We start from the raw sequence: 26,809 nt of genomic DNA, 5'->3' as shown, positions 1-26,809 counted from the left end.
CCCTCGAACCCCGGGTCCGTTCCGTCGCCTCACCAGCGGCGGGACGGGTCGATCACGTGGACCGCCGCTTCCTCCGCCGAGGCCGCGCCGCCGTCGATGCCCGCGTCCGACGCGTACAGCTCTTCGTCGCTGTCCTTGCCGAAGCCCTCGTCGGTGGCGACCAGCCGGCCCGCGCGCACGTCGCCGACCTCGTCGTCCACCAGTTCGCCGTCGGTGTCCTCGCTGTCGCCGAGGCCGTCGCCGTCCTCGTCCGACGACAGGTCCGGTACTTCACGGGCCAGCCGCGCTTCCCAGCTTTCGCCCTCCGCCGTCTCGCGGGCGGTGGTGCCCCAGCCTTCGGTCGCCTGCGCGCGTTCCGGCGGGGAGTACCCCTCGGCCAGTTCGTCGCGGTCGTCCAATGTGTCCTCGGGGTCGAGGATGCCGTCGTCGGCGCGGTCTTCGGAGTCGTCCATGCCGTCCATCCTCGCGCAACTCCTTGGCCGTGCCGAGCCTGGGTGATAGGACCGTGCAGGCCGCCGCACGGGCGGCGTTCGCGTGAAAGGTGATCCCCATGCCGATGAGACGCAGGGTGCTGGCCGCGGGGCTGGCCGGGGTGTTCGGCGCCGCGCTTTCCGGGCGGACGGCGCAGGCGGCGACCCCGCCGGTGCGCCTCGACCAGCTGAACCTGGTCAACCTGTCGCACGTCAACGACCCGGCGACGACCAACGTCTTCCCCGGCGACCCGCCCTTCGAGCTGGACACCATCGCCACCATCCCCGACAACGGCTACTACCTGCAGTTCGTCCGCGAGGGCGAGCACACCGGCACGCACTGGGGCGCGCCCGGCCACTTCAACACCGGCGAGCCGCTGGCCGACGAGATGGACCCGGCCGACCTGTTCCGGCCCGCCGTCAAGATCGATGTGAGAACGAAGGCGGCGCACAACCCGGACTACGCGGTGACGATCGACGACCTCAAGGCATGGGAGCGGCGCAACGGCCGCATCCCGGACGAAAGCGTCGTCGTGCTGTGGACCGGCTGGGACGCCAAGTGGGGCACCCCCGCCTTCCCGAACGCCGACGCGGACGACGTGCTGCACCAGCCCGGCTTCTCGATCCCCGCGGTCCGCTGGCTGATCGACACGGGACGGCTGGGCCGCCGCGGCGGCACCGGCACCGACACGTACAGCCCGGACGTCGGCACCGATGAGACGTACACGGTGTCGAAGCTGGTCTACCGGCGCCACCGGATCAGCCTGGAGATCCTGGCCAACCTGAAAGCGCTGCCGACGACGGGGGCGTGGGTGCTGGCGGGCGGCCCGATCAACCGGAAGGGCGCGGGCTCGACGGCGACGATCTTCGGGGTGCTGCCGCCGGGGGTGACGGCGGGCTGAAGGGGACGTTCCTCTCAGCTGACGCGCTGAAGGGGACTTTCCTCGCCGCACCTGCGGGGAAAGTCCCCTTCAGCTCGCGGTGAGCGGGGCGGCCGACAGGCGGAGCGACGACAGCGGGGCCGGGTGGCCGAACCGGTAGCCCTGGGCGGTCGGGCAGCCCGCCCTGGTGACCAGCTCCGCCTGCTCGGCCGTCTCGATGCCCTCGGCGACCACCGCCACCTCGAGGTCGCGGCACAGCCCGACCAGCGACCGGCACAGCGCCGCGTCCCGCTCGGGCTGGACGCCGGTCGTCAGCGCCCGGTCCAGTTTGATCAGGTCGACCGGCAGCGCGTGCAGCACGGTCAGCGAGCTGTACCCGGCGCCGAAGTCGTCGAGCGCCACCCGGACGCCGAGGGCCTGCAGGCGGCGGATCGCGTCGGCGCCCGCGGCGAGGTCGGGGACCGGGACCGTCTCGGTGATTTCCACGACCAGGCGGTCCGCGGGCAGTCCGTAGCGGGCAAGGCTCGCGCCGACGCTCTCTTCGAGCGCCTCGGCGCCGAGGCGGCTGGCGCACACGTTGACGTGCACCGTCAGGTCCACGCCGGCCGCCGTGATCTCGCGGCAGGCCAGGTCCAGCACCAGCGCGTCCAGCTCCGCGCCGAGGCCCGCGCCCTCGGCCGCGCGGACGAACGTCTCGGGCGACACCGACGTGCCGTCGCGCGAGGTCCACCGGGCCAGCGCCTCGACCGCCACCGGGTTCGCGTCCGGCAGCCGGACGATCGGCTGGAACACCAGGCCGAAACCCGCCGGGATGCCGCCGTTCGCGCGGCGCAGGGCCGCGGGGAAGTCGGGCGGGCCGTCCTCGGAGGGGCGGTACACCACCGTGGTGTCCTTGCCGAGCCGCTTGCCCGCGTACATCGACGTGTCGGCGCGGCCGAGCAGCACGTCCGACGTGATCAGCGGTTCGGCCGGGTCCGGCACCACCAGTCCCATGCTCGCCCGGACCGGGACCAGCGTGCCGTGCACCGCGAACGGCCGCCGCAGCACGCCCTGGATCCGGTCGGCGACGGCCTGCGGGGCGTCCACCTCGCCTTCCAGGAGGATCGCGAACTCGTCGCCGCCGAGGCGCGCGACCGTGTCGCCCGCGCGCACGCAGCTCAGCAGCCGCTGGGCGACGGCGTGCAGCAGGACGTCGCCGCCCGCGTGGCCGAAGCGGTCGTTGACCTCCTTGAAGTCGTCGAGGTCGACGAAGATGAGCACCAGTGGCCGGGGCCCGTTCTCGACCGCCCGGTCCAGCCGGTCGGCGAACAGCGCGCGGTTGGCCAGGCCGGTCAGCGGGTCGTGGTAGGCCTGGTGGGTCAGCTGCTGCTGGCCCTCGTACACCCGGCGCAGCAGCAACCTGTTGTCCAGCAGCGAAAGCAGCTGCCGGGCGAGCACGAGGAACACCACGAGCACGCCGACGTACACCTCGACGGCGTCCGGGCCCGCGCCGGCCACCACCTGCACGGTGATCAGCAGCGCGACCGCGGTGACCGGCACGTACGGCAGCGCCAGCTGCCACCAGTCGATCCCGACCGGCTGGTTCGCGTCGTCGCGCCGCCGGGTGCCCGGCGTGGCCAGCAGCGCGAACGCGATGAACAGCGGGCCGAGCACGAACCCGCCGTCCGACCACGGCTTCATGCTCTCCGCGCCGATGCTGACCAGGTAGGCGAACACGCTGTCGGACGCGGCGAGCGCGACGATCCCCACGGCGGCCAGCAGCAGGTTCGCCCGGTAGGGCCGGTCCACCCGGTCGAACACCACCAGCAGCACCGCGACGACCACGATCACGAGGTCCGACAGCGGGTAGGAGATGGCGACGGCCCAGGTCAGCTTGTCCGGCGCGGTGGCGCGGACCAGCTGCCCGAGCGCCGCGGTCCAGGTCAGGATGAACAGCGAGCCGGTGACGATCAGGCCGTCGAGCACCACCGCGACGCCGAAGTGCGCCGTCCACTGCGCGGGCTGCCAGCGTTCGCGGTCCGGCCGCACCCGGGCCCTGGCCAGCGTGACCAGGGCGGCGAGCGCGAACACCGGGAAGCTGAGGTAGCCGACGTCGGCCAGCGACGGCGACGGCAGCCCGCGCCCGTCGACGAGCTGGTACCAGGACCAGACGCACTGCCCGAGCGACCAGCCGGCCATGCCGACCGACACCAGGACCCGCCACCAGCGCTGGTGCCCGCGCACCCGCCGGGCGGCGACGACGCCGCAGACGACCGCGGTCACCCCGGCGCTCAGCTGCATGGCGTCGTCGATCCACAGCGCGAAGGTGTCGCCCCAGAACGCGAAGCCGTTGACCACGACCACGGCCGCCGTGAGGACGACGAGCAGGATCGCGACCGGGTACCGCCGCACTGTCATGGCACCTCACGTGGTCGCGGCCGCCGGTCGGACCGGCAAACACTACACCGGGTGTGACCGGGGACAAGCGCACCGCACCGGGCGCTCAGGCGATGTCACGCCGGTGCAGCAGCCAGCCGCCGAGGACGCCGAAGAGGATCACGTACCCGGCCAGCACGACGGCGGCCTGCCCGGAGCCGACGATCTGCCCGACCCCCGGTGCGCTCGCCCCGAACGCGGCGGCCAGCGCGCCCGCGTTCGGCCCCGGCAGCCCCTTCTGCAGCTGCGCGACCCAGTCCAGCAGCGGCGCGGCGATCGACGACAGGAGGTTCTGCACGGCCAGCAGCCACACCAGGCCGAGCCCGATCGGCAGCGCCACCGAGCGCAGGCCGATCGCGAGCAGCACGCCGAGCGCGCCCCACATCGTCGTGACGAGCCAGCCGGCGCCGAGGCCGCGCACGACGTCGAAGACCGGCGGCCAGCTCAGCGGCTGGTCCTGCAGCGCCGCGACGAGCGCGCTCGCGCCGGCGGTCGCGGCGAACAGCGCGAGCACGACGGCCAGCGCGGCGAGCGCGACGGTGACCAGCTTCGCGCCGTAGACCGCGATCCGCGACGGGTGCTGCACCAGCACCGTCTTCCACGTGCCGTAGCCGTACTCGCTGCCGGCGACCAGCACGCCGAAGATCAGCGCGAGGGCCCCGACGAAGATCGGCAGCCCGCCCAGCGCACTGCCGATGAAGGCGTCCGGCAGCATCGCGGCCAGCCCGCGGTTCGAGCCGGGCGGTCCGGACGTGGCCCCGCTCAGCCCGGCGTACGGGATGGCGTAGCCGAAGGTCAGGCTGAGCACGACGGCGACGGCCAGCAGCAGCCAGCTCGCCGGGCGGCGGGACTGCTTGAGCAGCTCGGCTCGGATGTCACGCAGCAGCATCGGGGGTGCCTCCGGTCAGGGCGAGGAAGGTCTGTTCCAGGTCGGGTTCGCGCCAGCGCAGTTCGCTGACGACGCAGCCGGCGCCGACGAGCCCGGCGTTCACGCGGCCGGCTTCGCCCGCGTCGACGTCGAGTTCGAGCGCCCGGTCGTCGACGCGGACCCGGCCGTACTGCCGTCGCAGGTGGTCGCGGGCCTGCTCCAGCGGCTCGGCGACGACGCGCAGCGCGCCGCCCGCGCGCAGGTCCGCGACGGTCGTCTCGATGACGAGCCGCCCGTGGTCGAGCACGCCGACGCGGTCGCAGATCTGCTCGACCTCGGCCAGCAGGTGGCTGGACAGCAGCACGGTGCAGCCGTCCGCGGCCAGCTTGCGCAGGGTGACCCGCATGTCGGCCATGCCGGCCGGGTCGAGGCCGTTGGTCGGCTCGTCGAGGACGATCAGCTCGGGGTCCTTCAGCAGCGCCGCGGCGAGGCCGAGCCGCTGCTTCATGCCGAGCGAGTACGTCGAATACCGGTCCTTGGCGCGGTCGGTGAGGCTGACGACGTCGAGCACGGCGTCGACGCGGGTCCGCCGCACCCCCGCGTGGTCGGCGAGGATCCTCAGGTTCGCCCGGCCGGACAGGTACGGGTAGAACGCGGGGCCTTCGATGAGCGCCCCGACACGGGCGAGGCTGCCCGGCCCGGGCGCGGCACCGAGCAGCCGGACGCTCCCGGAGGTCGGCCGGATCAGGCCGAGCAGCATCCGCAGCGTCGTCGTCTTGCCGGCACCGTTGGGGCCGAGGAAGCCGTACACCTCACCGGCGGGCACCGAGAGGTTCAGGTCCTCGACCGCGGCGGCCGGTCCGTAGCGCTTCGTCAGCGAGGTCGTTTCCACGGGATGGGTCACGGGATTCCTTCCGGAGGCGGCCCCACGGCTTGAAGACCGCGAGGACGCTGGCGAACAGCAGCAGGGCCGGGGCGACGACCACGGGGTAGAGCAGGCCTTCCGGCTGCTCGGTGGCCACGTCGACCCCGGGGCGCAGCGCGAAGAGGATCAGCACTGCCATCAGGACGTTGACCGCGAGCTTCGCGGCCACCCACCAGTAGCGGACCAGGCCGTACTTCGAGCCGAGGCCGAGCACGGCACCGGTGGTGAGGGTGAGGAGCGCGGCGGTGAACATCGGCCACACGGCGAACAGCCCGAGTGCCTCCAGGCCGGTGGTGCGGACGGCGGGGTCGTCGGTGAGCAGCGCGGTGCAGACCAGGATGCCGAGCACGGCGTCGATCCCGATCCACAGGCCCGCCGAGACGATGTGCCCGACCAGCCACCACTTGCGGGCCCGGGTCTTGAGCCTCATGGGCGCCTCCTTTTCGACGTCTCCCATCCTCGGGATTCCGGCCGTCGCGGTCGTCCGTCGGCGGACGGCTCTTGCGGCTACGCCGGGGTGCGTACGCGGGTACGTTCGGTGTGGTGATCACCCGCATCCGGGGGTACGCCCTGCCGCACGGCGAGTACGTGGACCTCTACGCCGACGGCGACCGCTGGACCACCGATCCGGTCCCGGGGGCGACGCTCGCCGGCGAGGGCTGGCTCGTGCCCGGCCTGGTCGACGCGCACACCCACCCCGGCGCGACCGAGCCGGGGCAGCCGATGGACGACGAGGTGCTCCGCGCGCAGCTGCACCAGCACGTCGACGCCGGGGTCACGCTGATCCGGTCGCCGGGGCTGCCGGGGGAGCCGCCGCCGTGGTTCGGCGAGGACCCCGACGTGCCGCGGGCCCGGCACGCCGGTCCGTGGCTGGCGCAGCACGGCCAGTTCTTCGACGGCTGGGGCCGCCGCGCGGACCACGCCGAGCTGCCCGCGCTGGCGGCCGCGCAGGCCGCGCGGACCGGGTGGGCGAAGATCGTCGCGGACTGGCGCGTCGGCGATTCCGCGGTGCCCGCCGACGTGCTGGCGGCCGTCGTGCGCGAGGTGCACGCGGCCGGCGGGCGGGTCGCCGTGCACAGCCAGCACCCGGAGGGCGGCGCGGCCGCGGTCGCGGCGGGCGTCGACTCCCTGGAACACGGCATGTGCCTCGACCCGGACCTGCTGGCGCGGATGGCCGCGCAGGGCACGGCGCTGACGCCGACGTTGTCGGTCATCAACGCGGGCCGGGCTCGCGCCGAGCGCTGGCCGGACAGTCCCCGGCGGACGTGGTACCTCGGCGGCGCGCGCGTCCACGCCTCGCTGACGGCGGCCGCGGCGGAAGCCGGGGTGCGGGTGCTGGCCGGGACGGATTCCCTGCCGCACGGCGGGATCCTGGCGGAGGTCCGCGCGCTGGCCGCGTCCGGTGTCCGGCCGCACGACGCGCTGGCGGCGGCGTCGTGGAACGCGCGCGAGTACCTGGGCCTGCGGGGCCTGGAGCCCGGCGCCCCGGCCGACGCCGTGGTCTACGACCGGGATCCGCGCGAAGACCTCGAGCAGCTGGCCGACCCGGTGGCGGTCGTGCTGCGGGGCCGCTGCGTGCGACGCCGTGGCTGAGGTGTCACAACCGGGTCCTGGGACTCGTCAGAAGACCATGACCAGTGCGATCGTGCACGAGCGGCGGCAGCTGACCGGGCTCGCCTACCGGCTGCTCGGCTCGCTGAGCGAAGCCGAAGACGTCGTCCAGGAGGCCTTCGGGCGGTGGTACGCGCTGCCCGCGCCGCAGCGCGAGGCGATCGAGTCGCCCGGCGCGTGGCTGACGACCGTCGCGAGCCGCATCTGCCTCGACCAGCTCGGCTCGGCGCGGGTCCGGCGGGAGCGGTACGTCGGCGAGTGGCTCCCCGAGCCGGTGCCCGAAGACCCGCTCGCCGATCCGGCCGACCGCGTCGCGCTGGCCGAGTCGGTCACGATGGCGTTCCTCGTCGTGCTGGACGCGATGACCCCGGCCGAACGGGTGGCGTTCGTCCTGCACGACGTGTTCGGCTACCCGTTCGCCGAGGTCGCGGCGATCCTCGACCGGTCGGCGGCCGCCTGCCGCCAGCTCGCCTCCGCCGCGCGGCGCCGGGTCCGGGTGGCGCGGGAACCGGCGCCGGCGCGCGCCGGTGTCGTGCGGGCCTTCAAAACGGCGTGGGAGGCGAAGGACATCGACGGGCTGATCGGTCTCCTCGACCCCGAAGCGACCCTGACGGCCGACGGCGGTGGCTTGGCCGCCGCCGTCCTGCGCCCGGTCGAAGGCCGCGAGCGGATCGTGCGGTACGCCGTGGGCCTCGCGGCCCGCGTTTCCGCGATGACGCTCGCCGAGCACCCGGTCAACGGACGGCCCGGCCTGGTCGTGCGCCAGGGCGGCGCGGTCGTGGCCGTCCTCGCGTTCGACGTCGACGGCGACTCGATCAGGCGGGTGTGGGCGGTGCGGAACCCGGAGAAGCTGCGCCGGTGGCAAGCTGCTGCTTGATCTCCGCCTTCAGCACCTTGCCCACCTTGGACCGCGGCAGGTCCGGCCACACGAGCACCTCCTTGGGCGCCTTGACGCTCCCGAGCAGCCCTTTCGCGAACGCCCGCAGCTCGTCGGCGGCCACTTCGCGGCCCGCGTGGAACTGCACCACGGCGGTGACCTGCTCGCCCCACTTCTCGTGCGGCAGCCCGACGACGGCGCAGTCGCGGACCGCGGGGTGGCTCAGCAGCGCCTGCTCGACCTCGGCGGAGTAGACGTTGAAGCCGCCGCTGATGATCATGTCCTTCAGGCGGTCCACGAGGTACAGGTAGTTGTCCTCGTCCAGGTAGCCGATGTCCCCGGTGTGGTGCCAGCCGCCCGCCGACGCCTTGGCCGTGGCCTCGGGATCCTTGTAGTACCCGGCCATCACGAGCGGTCCGCGCACGACGATTTCCCCGCGCTCGCCGGGCGGCAGGAGGCGGCCGGCGCCGTCCACGATCGCCACCTGGGTCAGCGGCGTCGGCTTGCCCGCCGAGGCGAACCGCTCGACCGCGAGCGTCCCGTCCGGGTGCAGGTGGTCCGCGGGAGCCAGCGTGGAGATCATCATCGGGGCCTCCGACTGCCCGAACAGCTGGCCCAGCACCGGCCCGATCCGTTCGATCGCCTCCCGCAGCCGCGCGGTGGACATCGGCGCCGCGCCGTACCAGAGGCACTGCAGCGACGAGAGGTCCGCGGTGTCCAGGGCGGCGTTGTCCAGCAGCAGGTAGATCAACGTCGGCGGCAGGAACGCGTGCGTGATGCCGTGCTTCTCGACCAGGCCGAGGAACTCGGTCAGGTCCGGGGCCGGCATCACGACGACCTCGCCGCCCAGCGCGAGCACCGGGAAGCACAGCACGCCCGCCGCGTGCGTGAGCGGCGCGAGCGCCAGGTACCGCGGCCGCCCGGCGAAGGGGTAGCTCATCAACGTCAGCGCGGTCATCGTCTCGATGTTGTGCCCGGTCAGCACGACGCCCTTGGGCCGTCCGGTGGTGCCGCCGGTGCCGACGACCATGACGACGTCGTCCACCGGTGGCGCTTCCCAGGGCGCGGCGTCGCCGAGCCAGTCCTCGAACGAGCCGTCGTCGAGGCAGACCGCCGTCTTCAGCTTCGGCAGGTCCGGCCGCAGCTGCTCGACCAGCGGCGCGAACGACGACTGGAAGATCAGGCACGTGCAGTCGAAGAGGTCCAGGAGCTCCCGGTTCTCCCCGGCGGCGTTGCGCGGGTTGACCGGGCACCACACCGCGCCCGCGCGCGAAACGCCGAAGACGCACGCGAACGCGGTGGGGTCGTTGGCGGACAGGATGGCGACCTTCTCGCCCGGCCGGACGCCGGAACCGGCCAGTGCCCGGGCGATCCGCCAGGACAGCTCCTGGACGGACGCGTAGCTCAGCGAGGCGCCGGCCATCGTCAGGCACGGCGCCGAGGGGCCGAGGGTGGCCCCCTTGTCGAGGTAGTCGACCAGGCGCATCGCGATCAGGTCCGGGTCACATGCCCATGCCGCCGTCGACCGGCAGGCCGGCGCCGGTGACGAAGCGGGCGGCGTCGGAGGCCAGGAAGACGACGGCGTCGGCCATGTCGGTGACCTCGCCGAGCCGGCCGGCCGGGGTCTGCCCGACGACCGCGCCGATCGCGTCCTCGACGCTGGGGAAGAGCCCGAGCCGGACGACGTCGGTGGCGAGCTGGTTGCCCATCTCGGTGGGGACCAGGCCGGGGTAGACGCAGTTGACGCGCACGCCGTAGCCGAGCTTCCCGGCCTCCATCGCGGCCACGCGGGTCAGCCGGTCGACCGCGGACTTCGTCGCCGAGTAGCCCGCGATGCCCGGGAAGGCGATGGTCGCGGCGACCGAGGCGATGTTGACGACAGCACCGCCGTTGCCCGCCGGGCCGCCGGGGCGCATCGCGCGGAAGGCGTGCTTGATGCCGAGCGCGGTGCCGAGGACGTTGACGTCGAGCATCCGCCGCACGTCGGCCGGGTCGAGGTCGGCGACCAGGCCGGAGATCTCCACGCCGGCGTTGTTGACCACGATGTCCAGCCCGCCGAGCTCGGCGATGGTGGCGGTGACGGCCTGCTCCCAGCCGGCGTCGTCGGTGACGTCGAGAGGGACGAACGCGGCGGTCGCGCCGGTCTGCTTGAGCGCGTCGGCGGTCGCGCGGCCCAGGTCCTCCCGGATGTCGGCGATCACCACCGAGGCACCGGCCCTGGCCAGCGCTTCGGCCATGCCGGCCCCGAGGCCGCGTGCTCCGCCGGTGACCAGCGCTGCTCGTCCGGTCAGGTCGTACCCACCCATGACATCTCCTCCTTGAGACGGCTGGGCCACAGCATCAGCCAAGGTCTGGACGGTCGTCAAGACTTTCCTGGACACTCGTCAAGGAAAAGTTGGTCAAGTGCCCGATAGACTGATCCCGCCAACTCAGGAAACGACGGACGGTGCAGGTGACAGAGGCGAAGGAGCGGACCCGGGACCGGATCTCGCGCCGCCAGGTCGACAAGTTCGAACAGCGGCGGGCGCAGCTGGCCGAGTCGGCGCTGCAGACGCTGGCCGAGCTCGGCTACGCGCGCACGAGCCTGCGGGAGATCGCGCAGAACTCGGACTTCTCGCACGGCGTGCTGCACTACTACTTCGCCGACAAGGTCGACCTGCTGACCCACTGCGTCCGGCAGTTCGAAGAAGTGTGCGTCACCCGGTACGACGAAATCGTCGCCCGCGCGCGCACGGCGGCGGAGCTGCAACGCGACTTCGCGAAGGCGATGGGCGCGACGCTGCGCGCGGACGCGAAGCTCCACCGGCTCTGGTACGACCTGCGCAACCAGAGCCTGTTCGAGGAGTCGTTCCGCGCCGACGTGCTGGAGATCGACCGCCGCCGCGAAGAGATGATCTGGCACGTGGTGTCGCGCTACGCGGAACTGGTGTCCGCCCCGGTCGACGTGCCCCCATCGGTGGCGTACGCCCTGCTGGACGGCCTGTTCCAGCAGGCGCTGCTCCACCACCTGGCGGGCGTGGAGCACGCCGCGGCGGACCTCGAACGAGAGGTCCCCTCCGTGTTGGCGCGGGTGGTGGCTAGCTAGTCCCCTCGCTGCCGCCCGGCCCGCGCGGTGCGGGCACGACGAAGGCGATCACCCCGGCCAGCAACCCGACGACCACGGAAAGGTGCGCGGCGGCCGGCACGGCGCTGATCAGGAACAGCCGCAGCGACCCCGAGATCAGCAGGCGCCACATCCTCGGGCTCATGATCGACAAGTACCCGGTGCCCGGCGCCGCGAACCCGGCGTCACCGGCACGATCAGGTGTAGAGGACCGGGTCGCCCCAGCCGAGCTCGGGCAGGCCGTTGGACAGCCCGCCCGCCAGGCGCGCGCCCGCGAGCATCGGGTGGACCGTGGTGTCGGTGCGGTAGGCCACCAGCCGCAGCCGCAGCACTTCGGAGACGTCGACGGTCAGCTGCGCCGGGGACCCGAGCTTCACCGTGGCGCCCGGGTGGGCGACGCCGTCGAGGAAGACCTCGAAGTAGCCGGTCTGCTGGGCATCGCTCGCGTCGTCGAGGACACCGACCGTCGTTTCGAACTTCTTGTACTTCCGCCCGAGGGTGTATTCGACGACGCCGCGGGGTTCGCTGCAGAACATCGAACAGCGGTAGGCGATGCCGTTGCCGTAGTGCGTGCCGTCGATGCCGACCGCGCCGAGCCGGACGTCCGGTCCTTTCGAGACCGGCTTCAATTCGTTGGTCAGCAACAGTTTCCGGCCCCGCGCCAGCGGGACGAACGAGTCTCCGACGAACACCCCGGGCTCGCCGTCCGGTCCGGGGTGCTCGGCCTGTCCGGTGATCGCGCGGACCAGGCTCCGCACGCCGGAATCGTCGACCTGGAACTGCTGGATCTTGTAGTGCGACGCCGAGTAAGGCGTCAGGAAGCCGGGGATCTCCTCGATCGCCCGGCCCGGCAGCACGACCGGCAGGATCCGCGCGGTGTACTCGTCGATGTCGCTGCTGAGCTGGTTGCGGAGGATGGCGCCCTCGAACTGGGAGCCCCAGCCGATCTGCGGCGGCTCGTCGCCGTCGAGCCGCCGCCGGTACACCGGTGACGCGATCGCGAGGGTGAAGTCGGCCTGCTGCAGCTGACGCGCCGCCCACTTGGCCCAGTCGATGCGGTACCCGTCCGCCCACTGGTCCAGGTGCACCTCGAGACCGACGTGGCGGTGCAGGAACTCGGCGAACCGGCGCACGAGTGTCTTGTGGTTCTCGTCGTCGTGCGAGTACGACACGAAAACCCGGGGGCGGCGCGTCACCATCGTTCTCCGTCCGCTCGGGGGCGCCACCAGAGTCGGTGTCCCGCGAGCTCTCGTTACGCCCGCCGGGCGCGGGCTTCGCCGACGACGACCGGGTCGAGGTCCGGGTGGATCTCGTCCGCCTGGGACCAGAACCCGGCCGCCGCCCCGGGTTCGCCGCGGGCGGCCGCCACGTTGCCGAGGCCCGTGTACGCGCGCGCTGCTTCATGGCTGCTGTCGCAGGCTTCCGCCCGCGCGGCCGCTTCGCGGTAGGCCGCGGCCGCGAGGTCGTGCTCGCCGGTGTGGAAGCGGGCCCAGCCCAGGCAGTTCAGCGCCATCGCGGCGTCGAAGTCGAGGCCCAGCCGGTCGAACACGGCCAGCGTGGCGGTCGCGAGCTCGGCGGCTTCGGCCGCCTCGCCGAGCCCGACGAGCACCAGCGCGATGCCGCGGTTGGTGATGGCGGCGTTGCGGTCGTTGCCCGTCTGCTCGTAGAACTCCAGCGCCGTCCGGAAGCTCCGCAGCGCGGCGGCGTTCTCCCCGCGGTAGTGGTCGGCCCAGGCGTCGTGCGCGAGCGCGGTCGCCTCGCCGTGGCGGTCGCCGATCGCGCGGTACTCCCGCAGCGCTTCGCGGTAGCACTCGGACGCCCCGTCGAGGTCGCCGCGGTCGATCAGGGCGACGCCGAGGTTGGCCGTCGTGATCGCCAGCGCCCACCGGTCGCCCGCCGCTTCGGCCGCCGCGCGGGCCCAGCGGTGCGTCGCGATCCACGGGTCCCACAGCTTCGCCAGGAAGAAGTACCCGCGCAGGAAGAACGCGAGCTGCCAGCACCGGTCGTGTTCGCCCAGCTCGCCGGCCCGGCGGCACAGCGCCACCAGGTTCGGCCACTCGGCGCGGAACCACGCGACGCCGTCGAGCGGCGCCGGCTCCGGGAGCTCGGCGGGGTAGCCGATCTCCGGGCGGTAGCGCTGCGGGGCCAGCTCCCGGTCGGCGCGCTCGGCCTCCCGGACGGCGAACGCGGCGAGCCTGCCGAACGCCCGCTCCCGCTCGCCCTCGGCCAGCGGGGTCCCGGCGGCGAACGCGCGCAGGAGGTCGTGGAAGCCGTAGCGGTCGGCCGCGGGCTGGGTGACCAGGTACGCGTCGTGCAGCCGGTCGAGCAGCCGGTCGGTCTCCCGGGGCGGGAGCCCGCCGAGCGCGCTCGCCGCGCGCACGTCGAGGTCGCTGCCCGGGTGCAGGGCCAGCAGCCCGAACAGCCGGGCTTCCGCGGCGTCGAGCTGCCGCGCCGACAGCCGGAAGGCCGCGGACAGGCTGCGTTCGCCGTCGTCGAGCTCGCCGAGCCGGTCCGCTTCGCCCGCCAGCCGCCGGTCGAGCTCGGCCAGGTCCCACGCCGGGTGCGCGCGCAGCCGGGCCGCGGCGATCCGGATGGCCAGCGGCAGCCGGCCGCACCGGTCCGCGACGCGGGCCGCGTCCGCCGCGCCGGCGCCGGTCAGCGCGGAGACCAGCTCCGCCGCGGCGCCGGCGGGGAGCACGTCGAGCGAGACGTGCCGCGCGTCGTCGAGCGCGGTCAGCCGCGACCGGGCGGTGACGAGCACCCGGCACTTCGGCTCGGCGGGCAGCAGCGGGCGGACCTGCGCGGCGCTGCCCGCGTTGTCGAGCACGAGCAGCAGGCTGCGGCCGCGCAGCCGCGAGCGGTAGAGGGCGGCGCGGTCGTCGGGGTCGGCCGGGATCCGCTCCGCGGGCACGCCCAGCACGCGCAGCAGGCGGTCGTGCACCGCGGCGGCCGGCACCGGGGTGTCGCCCTGGCCGTGGAGGTCGACGAACAGGCACCCGTCGGCGAACGCCGCTTCCAGCCGGTGGGCGCAGCGGACCGCGAGTGCCGTCTTGCCGACGCCGCCCATGCCGGACACGACGCAGACACCGGCGTCGGCCTCCAGCGCGTCGCGGACCGCCCGCAGTTCGGCGGCCCGGCCGGTGAAGTCCGCGGTGGCCGGCGGCAGCCCCGACGGGCGGACGTCGGGCCGGGTGCGCCGGCGAGCCGGTTCGCGCGGGAGCAGCGCGGTGAGCACCCCGGGCGCGCCGAGTTCGGCCTCGCAGAGGGCGGCCAGCGCCGCGTTCGGCGCGGTGAGGCCGGTTTCGACCTTGCTCAGGTAGCCCTTGCTGTAGTGGACGCGGTCCGCCAGTTCCGTGAGGGAGACGCCGGCGGCGCGGCGCAGGCGGCGCAGCTCCGCGCCGAACGTCGCTCGTTCGCTCATCAGCACCCACCCTCGTCGAAGGACAAGTATGGCCGTGGTCACGGTGCCGGGACACCGGCCGGGAAGGCCGGCCGGGGCAGCCCCGGCCGGCTCGTTGTCGGGTCGCATGCCGGCCTCAGCCGAACACGACGGTCAGCAGGGCCAGGACGAGCCCGATGGCGTGGGTCTGCATCGCTACCGCACCTCCTCTCCGTACGCGGCGACCACCGGGGTGAGCTGCTGCGGCGCGGTGCCGGGCGCCGGCTGGTGGCCCAGCGCGATCCCCGCCACCAGTGCCGCCGCGGTCAGCCGGAAAGCCAGCCGCAGGAGCAGCGAAAACGAACAGACGACCTTCATTTCGACTCCTTCGACTGGGCGCACACGGACGCCACTCGGGCACCCGGGAACACCCCGTGGTCTTGTGGTTTATCGCCGCGGAATCGGTGCGGCCCATGAAGAATGCGGCCGATCGGAACGGTCCGACAAGGAGTTTCCTGTTTCCGCTAACGAGGGGAAAGGAAACCCCGGGATAACGATCCGTTCGTCCCGCCATGATCGACTGGACACCGGCCGCGGTGGTGACGATTATTGATCCCCGTGCGTGGAGCGGGCAGGGGAGGAACGGTGGACCTCAGTGCGGCGGACGTAGTCGGTGAGCTGAAGATTCTCCGCAAGGGGAGGGCAATTTTCACCACACCGCTCGGCGATCGGGTCGGCCCGGCCCTGCGCAGTACATGTGGCATTTTGGAAGATGACGACACCGTGGAGATGCGGCGTAAACTCACGAATCGGTTGCGCCCGCTCGTCGAGACGCTGCCGGAGGACTTGAAGATCGCGCTGCTGGCGGCGTTCGCGCTGGACGAAGCGGCGCGGAAGCCGTTCTACCAGGAACGGGTGCACTGGGCCGCGATCACGCTCGACCGCGACGACCGCACGGTCCGGCGGCGCATCGACGACGGCATCGAGCAGATCGCGGCAATGGCGGTGGCGTCGGCCCGGCCGCACTCGCCGTCGCCCTACCCGAGCCGCAGTTGGCACACCGAAGAACTGCGCGTCTCACTGGCGCTTGACCAGCCTGTGGCGGAGGTGTTCGAAATCCGGCGGGTGGTCGCGGACGCCGACGAAATCAGCGAACTGGATCTCGCGCTGACGCTCACCACGACCGCCAATTCCGGCGCATCGGTGAGTGCCGCGGATCTCGAGGTCGACGTGTTCCACGGCGGTGTGCTCACCAAGCGCGAGATGGAGTCGAGCGACCGCGTCGGCCTCGCGTTGCGATTGCCGGCGCCGTTGCAGCGCGGGCAGCGGCACGAGATCGCACTGCGGTTCCGGGCGCGCCTGCGAGAACCGCATTACGTGTGCGTCCCGCGGCATCCGTGCGAGTTGTTCGACCTGCACGTCCGGTTCCGGGACCGGGTGCCGGAGCGGATCGTGATGCTGGAGAAGGCGTTCCAGAACGACACGCGCGACCGCTTCCCCCGGGGCACGGCGCTGACCGCCGACGACGCCGGTGAGGTGCACGTCCAGTTCCGGCACCTGGCCCCAGGCTTCGCCTACGGCATCCGCTGGCAGCGCGAGTCCCAAGGTCGCGAATGACTCATTCGGGACCACCGTGGTCCCGAATGAGTCATTCGCGACCCGCGGGTCAGCCGGTCGGGGCCAGGGACGTCGGCACCTCGCCCGGCACGCCGAGCAGCTTCGCCTCGCCGAGGTTCAGGTAGTTGCCGGAATCGCCGCACGAGCCGGACTTGACCGGCTGCCAGCCGATCTTCAGGCGCAGCACGCCGGTGACGTCGAGGTCGACCGCCGTCGGCTTGTTCAGTTCCAGGACCGTCGTGAGCAGCTTGCGGCCGTCGCCGAAGACCTCGAGCTGCACCTTCAGCCCGGAGTCCGCGGAGTTGTCGTCGAGGCCGGCGGTGGCGGTGAACTTCCGGTAGCCCTTCGAGATGTTGTACTCGGCCGAGTCGGCCTCCGAACACTCCTGGACGCCGGTGCCGACCGTGTGCAGGTACGGCTTGCCGCCGATGTTGCCGGTCTCGTGGCTGCGGTCGAAGGACCCCTCGACCGGGCTCAGCTCGCTCAGGTACTGCTCGACCGTCGGCTCCCCGGCGGCGGCCGGGACGGCGGACGCGGAGGTGGTGGCGGCGCTCGTCGTGCCGGGCGCGGAGGCGGTCACCGTGGCGGTGGGCGGCGCCTGCGTGACCGTCACCGGGGCGGGCGCGGCCGCCGGGGTGCCGCCGGAACTCGCCAGCGCCACCGTCGTGACGCCGGCGGCGGCCAGCACCGCCGCCGCGGCCGTGACCGGGATCCACTTCTTCCGCTTCTTCGGGGGTGGGCTGTACAACTGCTCGCCGAACATGTCGTCTCCGATCGGGAAGGGTGACGGGGCCGCGTGGCTCCGCGCGGTTTCGGTGGGCGGGGGCCGGTCCAGCCGCGGCCCGACGGGGGCTCCGACGAGGTCCGGCAGCATCGCGGTGAGCACGGTCGCGACCTGGCCCGCCCGCGGCCGCAACGACGGCTCGACGGCGAGCAGCAGGCGGAGCAGGTCCCACAGCGGGGCCGGGATCTCCCCGGGCCGTCCCGGGCCTTCGCCCGCGTCGCGGACGAACCCGCCGGCGAACGGCGCGACCCCGCAGTAGAGCTCGTAGAGCACGACGCCCAGCGAGTAGAGGTCGGCGGCCGGCCCCGGCTGTTCGCCGCGCACGACCTCGGGTGCCGCGTACTTCGACGCGGTCGCCAGCGACGTGTGCGTCCGCCGCGGGGCCAGGAACGCGACGCCGGTGTCGGTCAGCTTCGGCACCCGCACCGCGCCGGTGTCGTCCATCAGCACGTTGGACGGCTTGACGTCGCCGTGCACGACCCCGGCGTCGTGCACCACCTGCAGCGCCGCCGCGATCCCGGCGCCGATCCGGGCTATCTCGGCGGGCAGCAGCGGTCCCGACGCGCTCAGCCGTTCGCGCAGCGAACCGCCCGGCACCCGGTCGACGACCAGCGCGACGATGTCCCCCTCGACGACGATGTCGGACAAGGTCACCAGGTGTTCGTGCGCCAGGCCGACGAGCGGGGCCTGCGCGCGCAGGAACCGCGCGACGGCCTCGGAGTCCCCGGTCAGGCGCGCGTCGAGCAGCTTGACGGCGTACTCGCGGCCGTCGGTGCCGGTACCGGCGAAGACTTCGCCCGCCGGTCCCCGGCCGAGGAGTGGGCCGAGCCGGTAGCGATCGGCCAGCTGACGTTCCATGGTTATTCGCCTTTCTCGCGGCCCGGCCAGATCAGCCGTTCGACGGTGAACAGCGCGGACACGAACGGCTGGGGGAGCCGCACGACGCGCTTGGCGGCCTGTGCCTTGGCCGACAGTTCGGTGGCCGCGCCCAGCGCGTCGACGATGTCGCGCGCGGCGCCGTCGACCAGCTCGGCCGCTCGCGCGCGCGGGCCGCGGCCGCTCAGCGCGAGGGCGATCCCGAGGTCGAGCCGGCTCTCGACGGTTTCCGGGTGGGTCCGCCCGAGCAGCCGGATCTGCGGCTCGAGGATGTCCTCGAGCAGTTCGGCCTGGCGGCCGAATTCGCGCAGCTGGGCGTGCGCCAGTCCCATGCCGTGCCGGATCCGGTAGCGCAGCGGGTGGTCCGCGCCGAGCACCCGCAGCACGACCTGCTCGGTGGCGGACAGCACGGCCAGCGCCCGCTTCGGCTGGCCGAGCGCCAGCAGGGCGCGGTCGGCGAACACGGCCGCGGTCAAGGTGAGGGGGTTCTCGGAGCCGTACCGCTTCGCGTAGCTCTTCTCGAGTTCCCGCAGCTCGGCCGCCGAGCGTTCCCAGTCGGCCGGGGTGGCGCGCAGGTCGCGCAGGTCGAGCGCCAGCATCGCGTCGGCGCGCACGAGTTCCGCCTCGACGCACCGGGCGTGCCGCTCCCGGCCGGTCGCGTGGTGCTCCGCGACGACGTCGCCGGCGACCTCCCGCGCCCGGCGGGGCCGCCCGGCCAGCTGGAGGCTCCGCGCGTACTCGAGCCGGGTGGCCGGCGCGAGCTCGTCGCGGACCGGGCCCGGCGGCGCGTCCCGCAGCTCCGCGAGCAGGGGTTCGAGGAGCGCGAGGGCGTCCCGCGGCCGCCCGCGCAGCCGCCGGGCGAGCGCCACGGCGAGCGCGGCCCGGTACCGCTCCTCGCCTTCGGCCGGCAGGACGTCGCCGTGGCGCGCCCAGAACGTCCGGTCGGCTTCGGCGTAGTCGCCCTGGCAGTCGAGGGCCTGCGCTTCGGCGAGCCCGGCGGCGTACCGCTCGGCCTCGTCGCCGGCCAGCTCCCGCGCGGCCCGCGCGTGGTCGACGGCTTCCGCGTACAGCCCGCAGGCGATCTCGACGCGGGCCCCCGCGGCGAAGTCGGCCGAAGTGGCTTCGCCGGTCGCGAGGATGACCGCGTGGACCTCGCCTGCCGTGGCCGGGTCGCCCTGCGCCTCGTACGCCGCGGCCACCGGGCGGAGCAGCCGGACCCGGTGGCCCGGTGCGTGTTCGGCCAGCGCGCGGGCGTGCTGGAGCAGGAAGTCGCGGTCGCCGGGGAGCCGGCCGAGGAGCGCCTCGGCCGCGCGCGCGGCCAGCCCGGCGGGGACGGGTTCCGTGCGGGCGACCTCGACGACCAGTGCCTGCAGGCGCAGTTCGCCGTCGGCCAGGGTGGCGAAACCCCGCGTGACGAGTTCGTCCACCGCCGCGGTCAGCTCCGGCGCGGCGACCGGGCCGAGCACCGCGCAGGCCAGGTCCGCCGGGAACGGCACCGGCGCCAGCACCGTGCCGAGCCGGACGACGTCGCGGGCCAGCGGGGTGAGCTCGGCGAGCAGGTCCCGGACCGCCTGCGGCGCGGTGTCCGGCAGCGCGGCGAGGACGTCGTCGGTCAGCGGTTCCGGCCGGTGCCGGACGGCGAACGCGGTGGCCAGCAGGGTGACCGGGTGCCCGCCGCAACGGTCGGCGAAGCGGAGCACGGCCGCGCGCTCGGCGTCGCTGCCGGGCGCCCGGAACTCCGAGAAGAGCCGCAGGCTTTCCTCCGGGGTGAGGCCCCCGAGGTCCACGGTCGCCGCGTCCCACGGCGCGTGCCCGAACCGGCTGGTGATCAGCGTGTGCACCCGCTCGCTCGGCAGGAGCAGCCGGTCGAGGACGGCGGGTGGCAGGCCCGCCGGGACGTCGTCGACGAGCACCAGCACCCGCTCGCCCGCCGCGTCGATCCGGTCGGCGAGCAGTTCGCGCAGGCGGTCGAGGTCGAGCCCGGAGACGTCCGTGCCGAGGCGGTCCGCGGCGGCCCTGGCCAGGGCGAGCGGGAACTGGGCGAGGAAGTCGTCCGGTTCGTGGTGCCCGAACGGCCCGAGCCGGACGACCCCGCCGCCGAACGCGCCGTGGAACAGGTAGGCGTACTGCTCGGCCAGCGCCGTCTTGCCGGCCCCCGGCAGGCCGCGCAGCACGGCCACCGGCCGCGAATACGGTGTCGCGCCGGGAAAAGCGGCCGCGTTGAGCGCACTGTGGACGGCCCACAGCTCCGGGTGGCGGCCGACGAGCCGGGGTGGTGGCCGCCGTCCGGGCGGGGCCGTCCGCCCCGCGGGCGCGCCGAGCGGGACGCCGGTGCGCTCGACCTTCCGCCGCACCCGGCCGACCAGTTCCGGCAGCACTTCGGGGGTCACCGGGCCGGTGAAGAACTTCGCGTCCGCCAGTTCGACCGGCGCGAGGTGCCCGGTCCCCGGTTCCGGGTTGATCACCAGCACGCGGTCCGCCGGGTCGCCGTGGCGCCGCGCGGCGACGAACGCGGCCGTCAATTCCCACTGGCACGCGTACCGGGTCGGCAGAATGCGCGAATAGTAGGCGAGCAGCACGCGCGAACCGGCGATCGCGTCCGCGAGTTCGCGGGTGATCGGCTCGAATGCGCCGATCCCGGTGTCGCGGAACACGCGAAGCCCGTCGGCGCGCAGTGCTTCTTCGATCCGGTCGACCGCCGCCGCACTGCCGGCGTCGGCCCGGGTGAAACACAGGAACACGTCGAATCGGTCCGCCGTGCGGGCGCCGGACAGACCGGGATCGGGATCCGTCATCGGGGAACACTCTCCGGTGGCGTCGGGGTGCGTCATTCAGTGGGTGATCATGAGGGGGTCCTGGTGGTCGGCGGCGGTACGGGCGGTGGATCGGCGAACCGCGCGTTTTTGCTACCGCTCTTCGCGTGCCGGCAGGAATTGTCAAGAATTTGACCTGTAGTCCGGCGGTGTCCGCCGGGGCCGCCGAACAGGCGGTTTCTGGTTAACGGACAACTTGTGGACAACAAGTGCGGCCGTGCAACGCCCCTGTTCAGCGCCTCGATAACCGATTGTTCGGAGTGCGAATCGTAGGAGCGGACATGGAATGCGCGGATGATCCACAGCGGCCGGTGAGGCGGGCCGAGCCGTGACCCTCCTCGTCATGGTGCTCGTCGTGGTGGCGGGCGTCTACCTGTGGTCGGCGATGACCACCTGTTCGCTGACCGGCTTCGCACCCGGTGCCACGGTGGTCAGCCAGGTGGCGGGGCCGGGCGCGCACGCCGACTTCGCGGCGGCGCTCGGTGCGGTGCCCGGCGTGCGGGTGCTCGAACGGGCCGAGGACGCCGTGCTGGTGTCGGCGATGCCGGTGCCCGGCTCGCTGGAGCGCGGGCTGGGGCTGTTCGCCGTCGCCCGCCGCACCGAGGACGACGGCGTCGTGCTGCTCGGGCGCGGCCGGCTGCCGGTGGCACCCGGGCTCGAGGCCGCGCTGCGGCAACTGGAACGCGACGTGCGGATGCGGGTCTTCGAAGACCCGCGGTCCGGCGGCGATCGATGACGCCCCTGGTGGCGGACGCGAGGAGGGACCCGTGGAAACCATGATCTCGGCGCCGGCGGCGCCGGAGGCAGTGGACGGTTATTCCGTGCCGGCGGATTTGCCGCGGCCGGAGGGGAAGCTGGGCAAGGAGGAGCTCGACCCGGTCGTGGCGGCCGCCCGGGCCGGGGACCCGGACGCCGTGCAGGCGTTGCTGCGGATCATCAAGCCGACGGTCGTGCGGTACTGCCGGGCGCGGATCGGCGGGCGGGACCTGTCCTACCTCTCCGCCGACGACGTCGCGCAGGAGGTGTGCCTGGCCGTGCTGAAGGTGCTGCCCGGGTACCAGGACCGCGGGGGCTCGTTCCTGTACCTCGTGCGGGCCATCGCCGCGAACAAGGTCGCCGACGCCTTCCGGTCGGTGGCGCGGGACCGGTCGAAGCCGGTGCCGGAGCTGCCGGACCGGCCGCTCGGCGGGAACGAGCCCGAGAGCCACGTGCTGGACCTCGACCTCGGGGCGCGGCTGGGCAAGCTGCTCGCGCTGCTGCCGCCGCTGCACCAGGAGATCCTGTCGATGCGGATCATCGTCGGGCTGTCGGCGAACGAGACCGCGGACGCGCTGGGCATCTCGCCCGGCAACGTCCGGATCACGCAGTACCGCGCGCTGACGAAGCTGCGCGGCATGATCGCCGACCGCGGGCTCTGAGCTACTCCAGCCACTCGGTGACGAAGTGGTCGCTCTCGTGGATGTGCACGGCCTCGTACACCCCGGGGCCGAGCACCGCGAACTTGTGCGGGGTGCCGGCCGGGACGACGAGCACGTCCCCGGCGCCGCCGTCGCGCTGCTCGTCGCCGATCGTGAACCGGGCGCGGCCGCGGATGATCACGAACGTTTCGGCGTACGGGTGCCGGTGCAGGCGCGGCCCCGAGCCGACGACGTCCGTGCTCTCGCGGATCACCGAGATCCCGGACCCGACGTCGCGTCCTTCGAAGTTCTCGCTGTCGCTCACCAGGCCAGGGTAGCCCCGGCCGCTCAGCCCGCCACGGCTTTGCGCAACTGGTTCAGCGCGCGGTGCTGGGCGACGCGCACCGCGCCCGGCGTCGACCCGACCACCGCCGCCGTCTCCTCGGCGGAGAGGCCGACGGCCACGCGCAGCACCAGGATTTCGCGCTGCTTCTTCGGCAGGACCCGCAGCAGCTTCGCCATGCGCTCGCCGAGTTCGCGCCGCAGCGCGTGGTGCTCGGGGTCGAGCGTCGCGTCGCCTTCGTCCGGGAGCTCGGCGACCGGCTCGGCCCGCCGCCGGGCGGCGGCCTTGCGGGCGGCCTCGACGTGGTGGCGGGCGATGGCGCAGACGAAGATCGGGAAGGGGCGCTCCGGCGGCCGCGCGGGCAGCGCTTTGAGCACCGCGAGGCAGACGTCCTGCACGACGTCGTCGGGGTCCTGCCCGGTGCCGAGCCGGGCGCGGCAGTAGCGCACCACGAGCGGCCGCGCCGCGGCCAGCAACCGTTCCGGGGCCGCCGTTTCGAGGGCAGCGCTGATCGCCATGACTTCTTCTCCCCGTCGCCCGTGCCGGTGGTACGCGCACCGGCACCGGGGACTACCCGTTTTCCCCGCGGGCGGACCCGGGCACGGCGAATTCCCCGCTCTGTCCGGAAAAGCCGGGCCGCGCGCGGCGATCCCTCGATCAAGTCGCCGGATGACCTGACGTACGGTTCCCGCCGTGCGGACGGCTAGGGCTCCTGCTGCCGGAACGCGTCCAGCACGCGACGCTCCCTTTTGGTCGGCCGGCCCGCGCCGCGGTCGCGGCGGGCGACCGGGATCGCCGTCTCCGGGGGTGGTTTGGGGGTGCGGTCGACGTAGCACGTCACCGCGTCCGGGGCGCCGACGCGCTTCTGGATCACGCGGACCACGTCGAGGACCTTGGTCGTGCCGCCGATGCGCAGGCGCACTTCGTCGCCGGGGACGACGGTCGTCGCGGGCTTGGCGGGCTTGTCGTTGACGCGCACGTGCCCGCCGCGGCACGCCGCCGCGGCGTCCGGTCGGGTCTTCGTCAGCCGGACCGCCCAAAGCCAGCGGTCCACACGGGTCGACTCCACAGTCGTCCATCATGGCCCATTCAGCGGAACCCCCGCAAAACCCCGGATGTTACTAGCGGGTATATGTCGACTTGTCTGCACCACTGAGTTATAACCTGTTCTAATATACCTCAACGGTGAGGACTATCACATGCGCGACGAATCCATGTGGAGAACAGCTTCTGGGGGAGTTTCCCGCCGTCTTTTCATCGCAGGAACCGGTTCTATCTTGGCGGGCGCCGCGCTGGCCGGTCGAGCGTCGGCCGCGACCGCGGGACCGGCCACCAAGGCCGCCATCCCCGACGGCGCGAACGTCTCCGCGCTGGTGATCGGCACCGGCTACGGCGGCTCGGTCGCCGCGCTCCGGCTCGCCGAAGCCGGCGTCGACGTGCACATGGTCGAGATGGGCATGGCCTGGGACACGCCCGGCGCGGACGGCAAGATCTTCGCCAACACGACCAGCCCCGACCAGCGCTCGTTCTGGTTGCGCACCAAGACGAAGCAGCCGCTGTCCAACTTCCTCGGGTTCCCCATCGACAAGGACATCCCGCGCTACACCGGGATCCTCGACGCCGAAGAGTTCAGCGGCATCACCGTCTACCAGGGCCGCGGGGTCGGCGGCGGGTCGCTCGTCAACGGCGGCATGGCCGTCACGCCCAAGCGGGAGAACTTCGGCGCGATCCTCCCGACGGTGAACGCGGACGAGATGTACAACACCTACTACCCGCGCGCGAACGCCGGTCTCGGCGTCGCCACCGTCCGCCCGGCCTGGTTCGACACCACCGACGCCTACCAGTACGCCCGCGTGGGCCGCAAACAGGCGCAGCGGTCCGGGTTCCCGTTCGTGTTCGTGCCGGACGTGTACGACTGGAACTACATGGAGCAGGAGGCCGCCGGCACCGTGCCGAAGTCGGCGCTGGCCGGGGAAATCCTGTACGGCAACAACTACGGCAAGAAGTCCCTGCAGAAGACCTACCTCCCGCGGATCGCCGCGACCGGTCGCGTCACCATCTCGCCGCTGCACCGCGTGACGCAGGTGGTGCCCGCGTCCGGCGGCGGCTACACGGTGACGATCGAGCAGCTGACCACCGCGGGCGCGGTGTCCACCACCAAGACCGTCACGGCGGCCAAGGTGTTCTTCGCCGCGGGCAGTGTCGGGACGAGCAAGCTGCTGGTGAAGCTGAAGGCGACCGGCGCGCTGCCGAACCTGAACGGCGAGGTCGGCAAGGGCTGGGGCGACAACGGGAACGTGATGTGCGGGCGGGCCAACCACATCTGGGACCCGACCGGCAGCCTCCAGTCGTCCATCCCGTGCGGCGGCATCGACAACTGGAACGCGGGCGGTGCCTTCGCGGAGGTCGCGCCGCTGCCGACCGGGATCGAGACGTGGGCGTCGTTCTACCTGTCGATCACGAAGAACCCGAACCGCGCGCAGTTCACCTGGAACCCCACCACGCGCGCGGTGGACCTGAACTGGCAGACGGCGTGGAAGCAGCCGTCGATCGACATGGCGAAGACCATCTTCGACAAGATCAACGCGACGGAGGGGACGATCTACCGGACCGACCTCTTCGGCGTGTACAAGATCTGGGGCGACCATCTCACCTACCACCCGCTCGGCGGCGCGGTGCTCGGCAAGGCGACCGACAACTACGGCAGGCTCGCCGGCTACCCGGGCCTGTACGCGATCGACGGTTCCCTGATCCCGGGCAACACCAGCGTCAACCCGTTCGTCACGATCACGGCACTGGCCGAGCGCAACATCGAAAAGATCATCGCCACCGACTTCTGACCCGAAGGTCGTGAGGGGCCGAAGCGCCCCTCACGACCGGTGGGACGGCAGGACGCAGACGACGTCCAGGCCCAGGACGTGGTTCAGGCGCCCGAACGCCAGCCACGCGCCGAGGCTCATGCTCAGCTCGACGATCTCCTTTTGGCTGTAGCAAGCGGACATCCGCTTCCAGAACTCGTCGTCCAGGTTGTGGTGGTCCAGGGTGTACCGCTCGGCGTACTCCGCCGCGAGCCGCGTGCGCTCGTCGAAGCGGTCCGTCGTGCGCCACTCCAGGACCGCGTCGGCGAACTCCTCTTCGACCTTCACGCCGTCGCGCTCGGTCCGCCAGTCGAGGCAGAAGACGCAGCCGTTGATCTGCGCGATCCGCAGCCGCGCGGCCTCGAACTCCCGCAGCCCCAGCGTGGTGTGCTCGTACACCGCCAGCGAGAACTGCGAAGCGGCGATCCCGATGCCGGGCACCAGCTCGCCCCACACGTACCCGATCGGGTCCTTGCCCTCGGGGATGTCGATGTTCACGAGCGCCTCCTTCCGAGCTTGCCGGCTGCCGGGCGCAGCGGGACGTCGAGTGCGTCGTAGAGACCGGGTTCCGCGCCGGCCAGCCAGTCGATGGCGCCGACGAGCCGGCCGACGGCGGTCGCGTTGCCGCCCGCGGACCGGTTTTCCCCTTCGTCGGAAGCTTCGACGCTGACCTCGATCCGCGGCCGGCCTTCGATGATCACGCGGTGGGCGCCGTCCCCGCTGGGCGGCGCCGGCCAGTCCGGCGCGCACGACGGGTGGATGCGGGTGACGTGCTCGACGACGATCCGCGGCTCGCCGTCGACGATGCCCTGCACCTCGAATCGCACCGCGCCCTGCGTGCCCTTCTCGAACTCACCCATGGTCCGCGTGGACACGGTTTCCTCCAGCGGCCGCCGGTCGAGCGTCTCGCGCAGCTCGGTCACCTCGGCGCCGAGGCCGCGCGCGATCAGCCGGACCTGCCCGCCCCACACCATCGACGGCACGCCGGTCATCAGCATCGGCGGGTCGTAGTCCATCGGCTGGCCCATGCCGACCAGGTACCGGACGGAGTCGGGCTGCTCGTAGGTCGAGTAGTCGAAGATCTCCTGGCAGCGGATGACGTCGACGTCCGTGCCGAGCCCGCTGATCAGCAGCGGCAGCACGTCGTTGCCCCAGCCGGGGTCGACGCCGGAGACGAACAGCGAGCCGCCGCCCGCTTCGATCGCGGCGAGGACCGGGTCGCGCAGCTCCGGCGGCGCGTTGCGCTGGTCGTACAGCGGGTAGAGCGCCGGCGTCACGACGACCGCGCCCGCCCGGACCGCCCGCACGACGTCGGCGAACGCGCCGTCGAACCGGACGTCACCGGAAGCGGCGTAGACCACGGCGCCCGGGCTCGCCGCCAGCACCGTCTCGACGTCGTCGGTGGCCTCGACCCCCAGCTCGACGTCGAGCCCGGCCAGCGCGCCCGCGTCCTTGCCGACCTTCGCCGGGTCGTGGACGAGCACCGCGGTGAGCTTCAGCGCCGGATGGGCGTCGACGGCCCGGATTGCCGCACGGCCGACGTTGCCCGTGCCCCACACCACTGTGGCGATCATTTCGCCGAGTTTTCGCCG

The 26,809-nt window shown here is 73.0% G+C and carries 26 protein-coding genes; 8 read left to right on the top strand and 18 right to left on the bottom strand.

The genetic code is table 11. The annotated features are described in order from the left end of the window. Positions 1 to 29: 29 nt before the first annotated feature. Positions 30 to 452 (bottom strand): DUF5709 domain-containing protein, encoded by a 423-nt coding sequence (locus tag AB5J73_RS02225; protein WP_370967582.1) that lies wholly within the window; start codon positions 450 to 452, stop codon positions 30 to 32. 98 nt (positions 453 to 550) lie between these two features. On the opposite strand from AB5J73_RS02225, the gene AB5J73_RS02220 reads away from it, so the two are divergent. Continuing rightward, complete coding sequence (locus AB5J73_RS02220; protein ID WP_370967580.1) at positions 551 to 1,372, top strand: cyclase family protein; 822 nt, start codon at positions 551 to 553, stop codon at positions 1,370 to 1,372. A 69-nt stretch (positions 1,373 to 1,441) separates the two neighbouring features. Here the strand turns inward: AB5J73_RS02220 and AB5J73_RS02215 are convergent, their stop codons facing one another. From AB5J73_RS02215 to AB5J73_RS02200, 4 genes are all read right to left on the bottom strand, one after another. Beyond that, positions 1,442 to 3,748 carry a putative bifunctional diguanylate cyclase/phosphodiesterase gene (locus AB5J73_RS02215; RefSeq protein ID WP_370967578.1) on the bottom strand — a complete coding sequence of 769 codons (2,307 nt, stop codon included), beginning with the start codon at positions 3,746 to 3,748 and terminating at the stop codon, positions 1,442 to 1,444. Between the two features lie 85 nt (positions 3,749 to 3,833). After that, positions 3,834 to 4,655 carry an ABC transporter permease gene (locus tag AB5J73_RS02210; protein ID WP_370967576.1) on the bottom strand — a complete coding sequence of 274 codons (822 nt, stop codon included), beginning with the start codon at positions 4,653 to 4,655 and terminating at the stop codon, positions 3,834 to 3,836. Continuing rightward, positions 4,642 to 5,538, bottom strand: a complete 897-nt coding sequence (locus AB5J73_RS02205; protein ID WP_370967574.1) for an ABC transporter ATP-binding protein — start codon at positions 5,536 to 5,538, stop codon at positions 4,642 to 4,644. The genes AB5J73_RS02210 and AB5J73_RS02205 overlap by 14 nt, the downstream gene beginning before the upstream one ends. Further along, positions 5,447 to 5,989, bottom strand: coding sequence for a hypothetical protein (locus AB5J73_RS02200; protein WP_370967572.1), 543 nt, complete (start codon positions 5,987 to 5,989; stop codon positions 5,447 to 5,449). Before AB5J73_RS02200 ends, AB5J73_RS02205 begins: the two co-directional genes overlap by 92 nt. A gap of 113 nt (positions 5,990 to 6,102) precedes the next feature. Here AB5J73_RS02200 and AB5J73_RS02195 point away from each other — a divergent pair, with 113 nt between their 5' ends. Both AB5J73_RS02195 and sigJ read left to right on the top strand, forming a co-directional pair. After that, the gene (locus AB5J73_RS02195) at positions 6,103 to 7,152 is read left to right on the top strand and encodes an amidohydrolase family protein (protein ID WP_370967570.1); all 1,050 of its coding nucleotides are present in this window, start codon (positions 6,103 to 6,105) and stop codon (positions 7,150 to 7,152) included. Positions 7,153 to 7,189: 37 nt separating this feature from the next. Next, entirely contained in the window at positions 7,190 to 8,047 is an 858-nt protein-coding gene (gene sigJ / locus AB5J73_RS02190) for an RNA polymerase sigma factor SigJ (RefSeq protein WP_370967568.1), read from the top strand. Here sigJ and AB5J73_RS02185 read toward each other — a convergent pair. Both AB5J73_RS02185 and AB5J73_RS02180 read right to left on the bottom strand, forming a co-directional pair. Continuing rightward, complete coding sequence (locus tag AB5J73_RS02185; protein ID WP_370967566.1) at positions 7,986 to 9,533, bottom strand: long-chain fatty acid--CoA ligase; 1,548 nt, start codon at positions 9,531 to 9,533, stop codon at positions 7,986 to 7,988. The genes sigJ and AB5J73_RS02185 overlap by 62 nt on opposite strands. Before the next feature lie 16 nt (positions 9,534 to 9,549). Beyond that, on the bottom strand, positions 9,550 to 10,353 hold the full coding sequence (locus AB5J73_RS02180; protein WP_370967563.1) for an SDR family NAD(P)-dependent oxidoreductase: 804 nt from the start codon (positions 10,351 to 10,353) through the stop codon (positions 9,550 to 9,552). A 146-nt stretch (positions 10,354 to 10,499) separates the two neighbouring features. On the opposite strand from AB5J73_RS02180, the gene AB5J73_RS02175 reads away from it, so the two are divergent. Beyond that, complete coding sequence (locus AB5J73_RS02175) at positions 10,500 to 11,132, top strand: TetR/AcrR family transcriptional regulator (protein ID WP_370967561.1); 633 nt, start codon at positions 10,500 to 10,502, stop codon at positions 11,130 to 11,132. On the opposite strand, the gene AB5J73_RS02170 is transcribed toward AB5J73_RS02175, so the two are convergent. From AB5J73_RS02170 to AB5J73_RS02155, 4 genes are all read right to left on the bottom strand, one after another. Continuing rightward, positions 11,125 to 11,295 (bottom strand): hypothetical protein, encoded by a 171-nt coding sequence (locus AB5J73_RS02170; protein WP_370967559.1) that lies wholly within the window; start codon positions 11,293 to 11,295, stop codon positions 11,125 to 11,127. The two genes, AB5J73_RS02175 and AB5J73_RS02170, sit on opposite strands and share 8 nt — an antisense overlap. A 52-nt stretch (positions 11,296 to 11,347) precedes the next feature. Further along, complete coding sequence (locus AB5J73_RS02165; RefSeq protein ID WP_370967557.1) at positions 11,348 to 12,349, bottom strand: SEFIR domain-containing protein; 1,002 nt, start codon at positions 12,347 to 12,349, stop codon at positions 11,348 to 11,350. Positions 12,350 to 12,402: 53 nt separating this feature from the next. Continuing rightward, the gene (locus AB5J73_RS02160) at positions 12,403 to 14,571 is read right to left on the bottom strand and encodes a helix-turn-helix domain-containing protein (protein ID WP_370967555.1); all 2,169 of its coding nucleotides are present in this window, start codon (positions 14,569 to 14,571) and stop codon (positions 12,403 to 12,405) included. A 174-nt stretch (positions 14,572 to 14,745) separates the two neighbouring features. After that, positions 14,746 to 14,907, bottom strand: a complete 162-nt coding sequence (locus AB5J73_RS02155; RefSeq protein WP_370967553.1) for a hypothetical protein — start codon at positions 14,905 to 14,907, stop codon at positions 14,746 to 14,748. 267 nt (positions 14,908 to 15,174) lie between these two features. Between AB5J73_RS02155 and AB5J73_RS02150 the strand changes: the two genes are divergently transcribed. Continuing rightward, positions 15,175 to 16,146, top strand: coding sequence for a hypothetical protein (locus AB5J73_RS02150; RefSeq protein ID WP_370967551.1), 972 nt, complete (start codon positions 15,175 to 15,177; stop codon positions 16,144 to 16,146). 49 nt (positions 16,147 to 16,195) lie between these two features. Here the strand turns inward: AB5J73_RS02150 and AB5J73_RS02145 are convergent, their stop codons facing one another. Both AB5J73_RS02145 and AB5J73_RS02140 read right to left on the bottom strand, forming a co-directional pair. Beyond that, complete coding sequence (locus tag AB5J73_RS02145; RefSeq protein WP_370967549.1) at positions 16,196 to 17,788, bottom strand: protein kinase; 1,593 nt, start codon at positions 17,786 to 17,788, stop codon at positions 16,196 to 16,198. A 2-nt stretch (positions 17,789 to 17,790) separates the two neighbouring features. Next, entirely contained in the window at positions 17,791 to 20,601 is a 2,811-nt protein-coding gene (locus tag AB5J73_RS02140; protein ID WP_370967547.1) for a TIR domain-containing protein, read from the bottom strand. Positions 20,602 to 20,947: 346 nt separating this feature from the next. Here AB5J73_RS02140 and AB5J73_RS02135 point away from each other — a divergent pair, with 346 nt between their 5' ends. Continuing rightward, positions 20,948 to 21,355: a hypothetical protein gene (locus tag AB5J73_RS02135; RefSeq protein WP_370967544.1), complete on the top strand. Its 408-nt coding sequence runs from the start codon at positions 20,948 to 20,950 to the stop codon at positions 21,353 to 21,355. Positions 21,356 to 21,395: 40 nt separating this feature from the next. Then, on the top strand, positions 21,396 to 22,037 hold the full coding sequence (shbA, locus tag AB5J73_RS02130; protein ID WP_370972870.1) for an RNA polymerase sigma factor ShbA: 642 nt from the start codon (positions 21,396 to 21,398) through the stop codon (positions 22,035 to 22,037). A 1-nt stretch (position 22,038) separates the two neighbouring features. On the opposite strand, the gene AB5J73_RS02125 is transcribed toward shbA, so the two are convergent. The 3 genes from AB5J73_RS02125 to AB5J73_RS02115 form a co-directional block, all read right to left on the bottom strand. Then, the gene (locus tag AB5J73_RS02125) at positions 22,039 to 22,341 is read right to left on the bottom strand and encodes a cupin domain-containing protein (RefSeq protein WP_370967542.1); all 303 of its coding nucleotides are present in this window, start codon (positions 22,339 to 22,341) and stop codon (positions 22,039 to 22,041) included. A gap of 23 nt (positions 22,342 to 22,364) precedes the next feature. Continuing rightward, complete coding sequence (locus tag AB5J73_RS02120; protein WP_370967540.1) at positions 22,365 to 22,877, bottom strand: sigma-70 family RNA polymerase sigma factor; 513 nt, start codon at positions 22,875 to 22,877, stop codon at positions 22,365 to 22,367. Positions 22,878 to 23,062: 185 nt separating this feature from the next. Next, complete coding sequence (locus tag AB5J73_RS02115) at positions 23,063 to 23,428, bottom strand: RNA-binding S4 domain-containing protein (RefSeq protein WP_249026938.1); 366 nt, start codon at positions 23,426 to 23,428, stop codon at positions 23,063 to 23,065. A 208-nt stretch (positions 23,429 to 23,636) separates the two neighbouring features. Between AB5J73_RS02115 and AB5J73_RS02110 the strand changes: the two genes are divergently transcribed. Continuing rightward, the gene (locus AB5J73_RS02110; RefSeq protein WP_370967538.1) at positions 23,637 to 25,199 is read left to right on the top strand and encodes a GMC oxidoreductase; all 1,563 of its coding nucleotides are present in this window, start codon (positions 23,637 to 23,639) and stop codon (positions 25,197 to 25,199) included. A gap of 30 nt (positions 25,200 to 25,229) precedes the next feature. On the opposite strand, the gene AB5J73_RS02105 is transcribed toward AB5J73_RS02110, so the two are convergent. Together AB5J73_RS02105 and AB5J73_RS02100 are read right to left on the bottom strand one after the other, a co-directional pair. After that, the gene (locus AB5J73_RS02105; RefSeq protein ID WP_370967536.1) at positions 25,230 to 25,715 is read right to left on the bottom strand and encodes a carboxymuconolactone decarboxylase family protein; all 486 of its coding nucleotides are present in this window, start codon (positions 25,713 to 25,715) and stop codon (positions 25,230 to 25,232) included. After that, positions 25,712 to 26,791 (bottom strand): dihydrodipicolinate reductase, encoded by a 1,080-nt coding sequence (locus tag AB5J73_RS02100; RefSeq protein ID WP_370967534.1) that lies wholly within the window; start codon positions 26,789 to 26,791, stop codon positions 25,712 to 25,714. Before AB5J73_RS02100 ends, AB5J73_RS02105 begins: the two co-directional genes overlap by 4 nt. Positions 26,792 to 26,809 lie beyond the last annotated feature (18 nt).

The sequence above is a fragment of the Amycolatopsis sp. cg9 genome, assembly GCF_041346945.1.
Lineage (GTDB): Bacteria > Actinomycetota > Actinomycetes > Mycobacteriales > Pseudonocardiaceae > Amycolatopsis.
Note: the sequence above shows the minus strand (reverse complement) of the source record. Positions and strands in the feature narration are given on the sequence as shown.

Excerpts from the sequence above, each read along its gene's own strand:
- AB5J73_RS02225 (WP_370967582.1), bottom strand. The coding sequence starts at position 452 with ATGGACGACTCCGAAGACCGCGCCGACGACGGCATCCTCGACCCCGAG.
- AB5J73_RS02220 (WP_370967580.1), top strand. The coding sequence starts at position 551 with ATGCCGATGAGACGCAGGGTGCTGGCCGCGGGGCTGGCCGGGGTGTTC.
- AB5J73_RS02215 (WP_370967578.1), bottom strand. The coding sequence starts at position 3,748 with ATGACAGTGCGGCGGTACCCGGTCGCGATCCTGCTCGTCGTCCTCACG.
- AB5J73_RS02210 (WP_370967576.1), bottom strand. The coding sequence starts at position 4,655 with ATGCTGCTGCGTGACATCCGAGCCGAGCTGCTCAAGCAGTCCCGCCGC.
- AB5J73_RS02200 (WP_370967572.1), bottom strand. The coding sequence starts at position 5,989 with ATGAGGCTCAAGACCCGGGCCCGCAAGTGGTGGCTGGTCGGGCACATC.
- sigJ (WP_370967568.1), top strand. The coding sequence starts at position 7,190 with ATGACCAGTGCGATCGTGCACGAGCGGCGGCAGCTGACCGGGCTCGCC.
- AB5J73_RS02185 (WP_370967566.1), bottom strand. The coding sequence starts at position 9,533 with ATGCGCCTGGTCGACTACCTCGACAAGGGGGCCACCCTCGGCCCCTCG.
- AB5J73_RS02180 (WP_370967563.1), bottom strand. The coding sequence starts at position 10,353 with ATGGGTGGGTACGACCTGACCGGACGAGCAGCGCTGGTCACCGGCGGA.
- AB5J73_RS02170 (WP_370967559.1), bottom strand. The coding sequence starts at position 11,295 with ATGAGCCCGAGGATGTGGCGCCTGCTGATCTCGGGGTCGCTGCGGCTG.
- AB5J73_RS02165 (WP_370967557.1), bottom strand. The coding sequence starts at position 12,349 with ATGGTGACGCGCCGCCCCCGGGTTTTCGTGTCGTACTCGCACGACGAC.
- AB5J73_RS02160 (WP_370967555.1), bottom strand. The coding sequence starts at position 14,571 with ATGAGCGAACGAGCGACGTTCGGCGCGGAGCTGCGCCGCCTGCGCCGC.
- AB5J73_RS02155 (WP_370967553.1), bottom strand. The coding sequence starts at position 14,907 with ATGAAGGTCGTCTGTTCGTTTTCGCTGCTCCTGCGGCTGGCTTTCCGG.
- AB5J73_RS02145 (WP_370967549.1), bottom strand. The coding sequence starts at position 17,788 with ATGGAACGTCAGCTGGCCGATCGCTACCGGCTCGGCCCACTCCTCGGC.
- AB5J73_RS02140 (WP_370967547.1), bottom strand. The coding sequence starts at position 20,601 with ATGACGGATCCCGATCCCGGTCTGTCCGGCGCCCGCACGGCGGACCGA.
- shbA (WP_370972870.1), top strand. The coding sequence starts at position 21,396 with ATGATCTCGGCGCCGGCGGCGCCGGAGGCAGTGGACGGTTATTCCGTG.
- AB5J73_RS02120 (WP_370967540.1), bottom strand. The coding sequence starts at position 22,877 with ATGGCGATCAGCGCTGCCCTCGAAACGGCGGCCCCGGAACGGTTGCTG.
- AB5J73_RS02100 (WP_370967534.1), bottom strand. The coding sequence starts at position 26,791 with ATGATCGCCACAGTGGTGTGGGGCACGGGCAACGTCGGCCGTGCGGCA.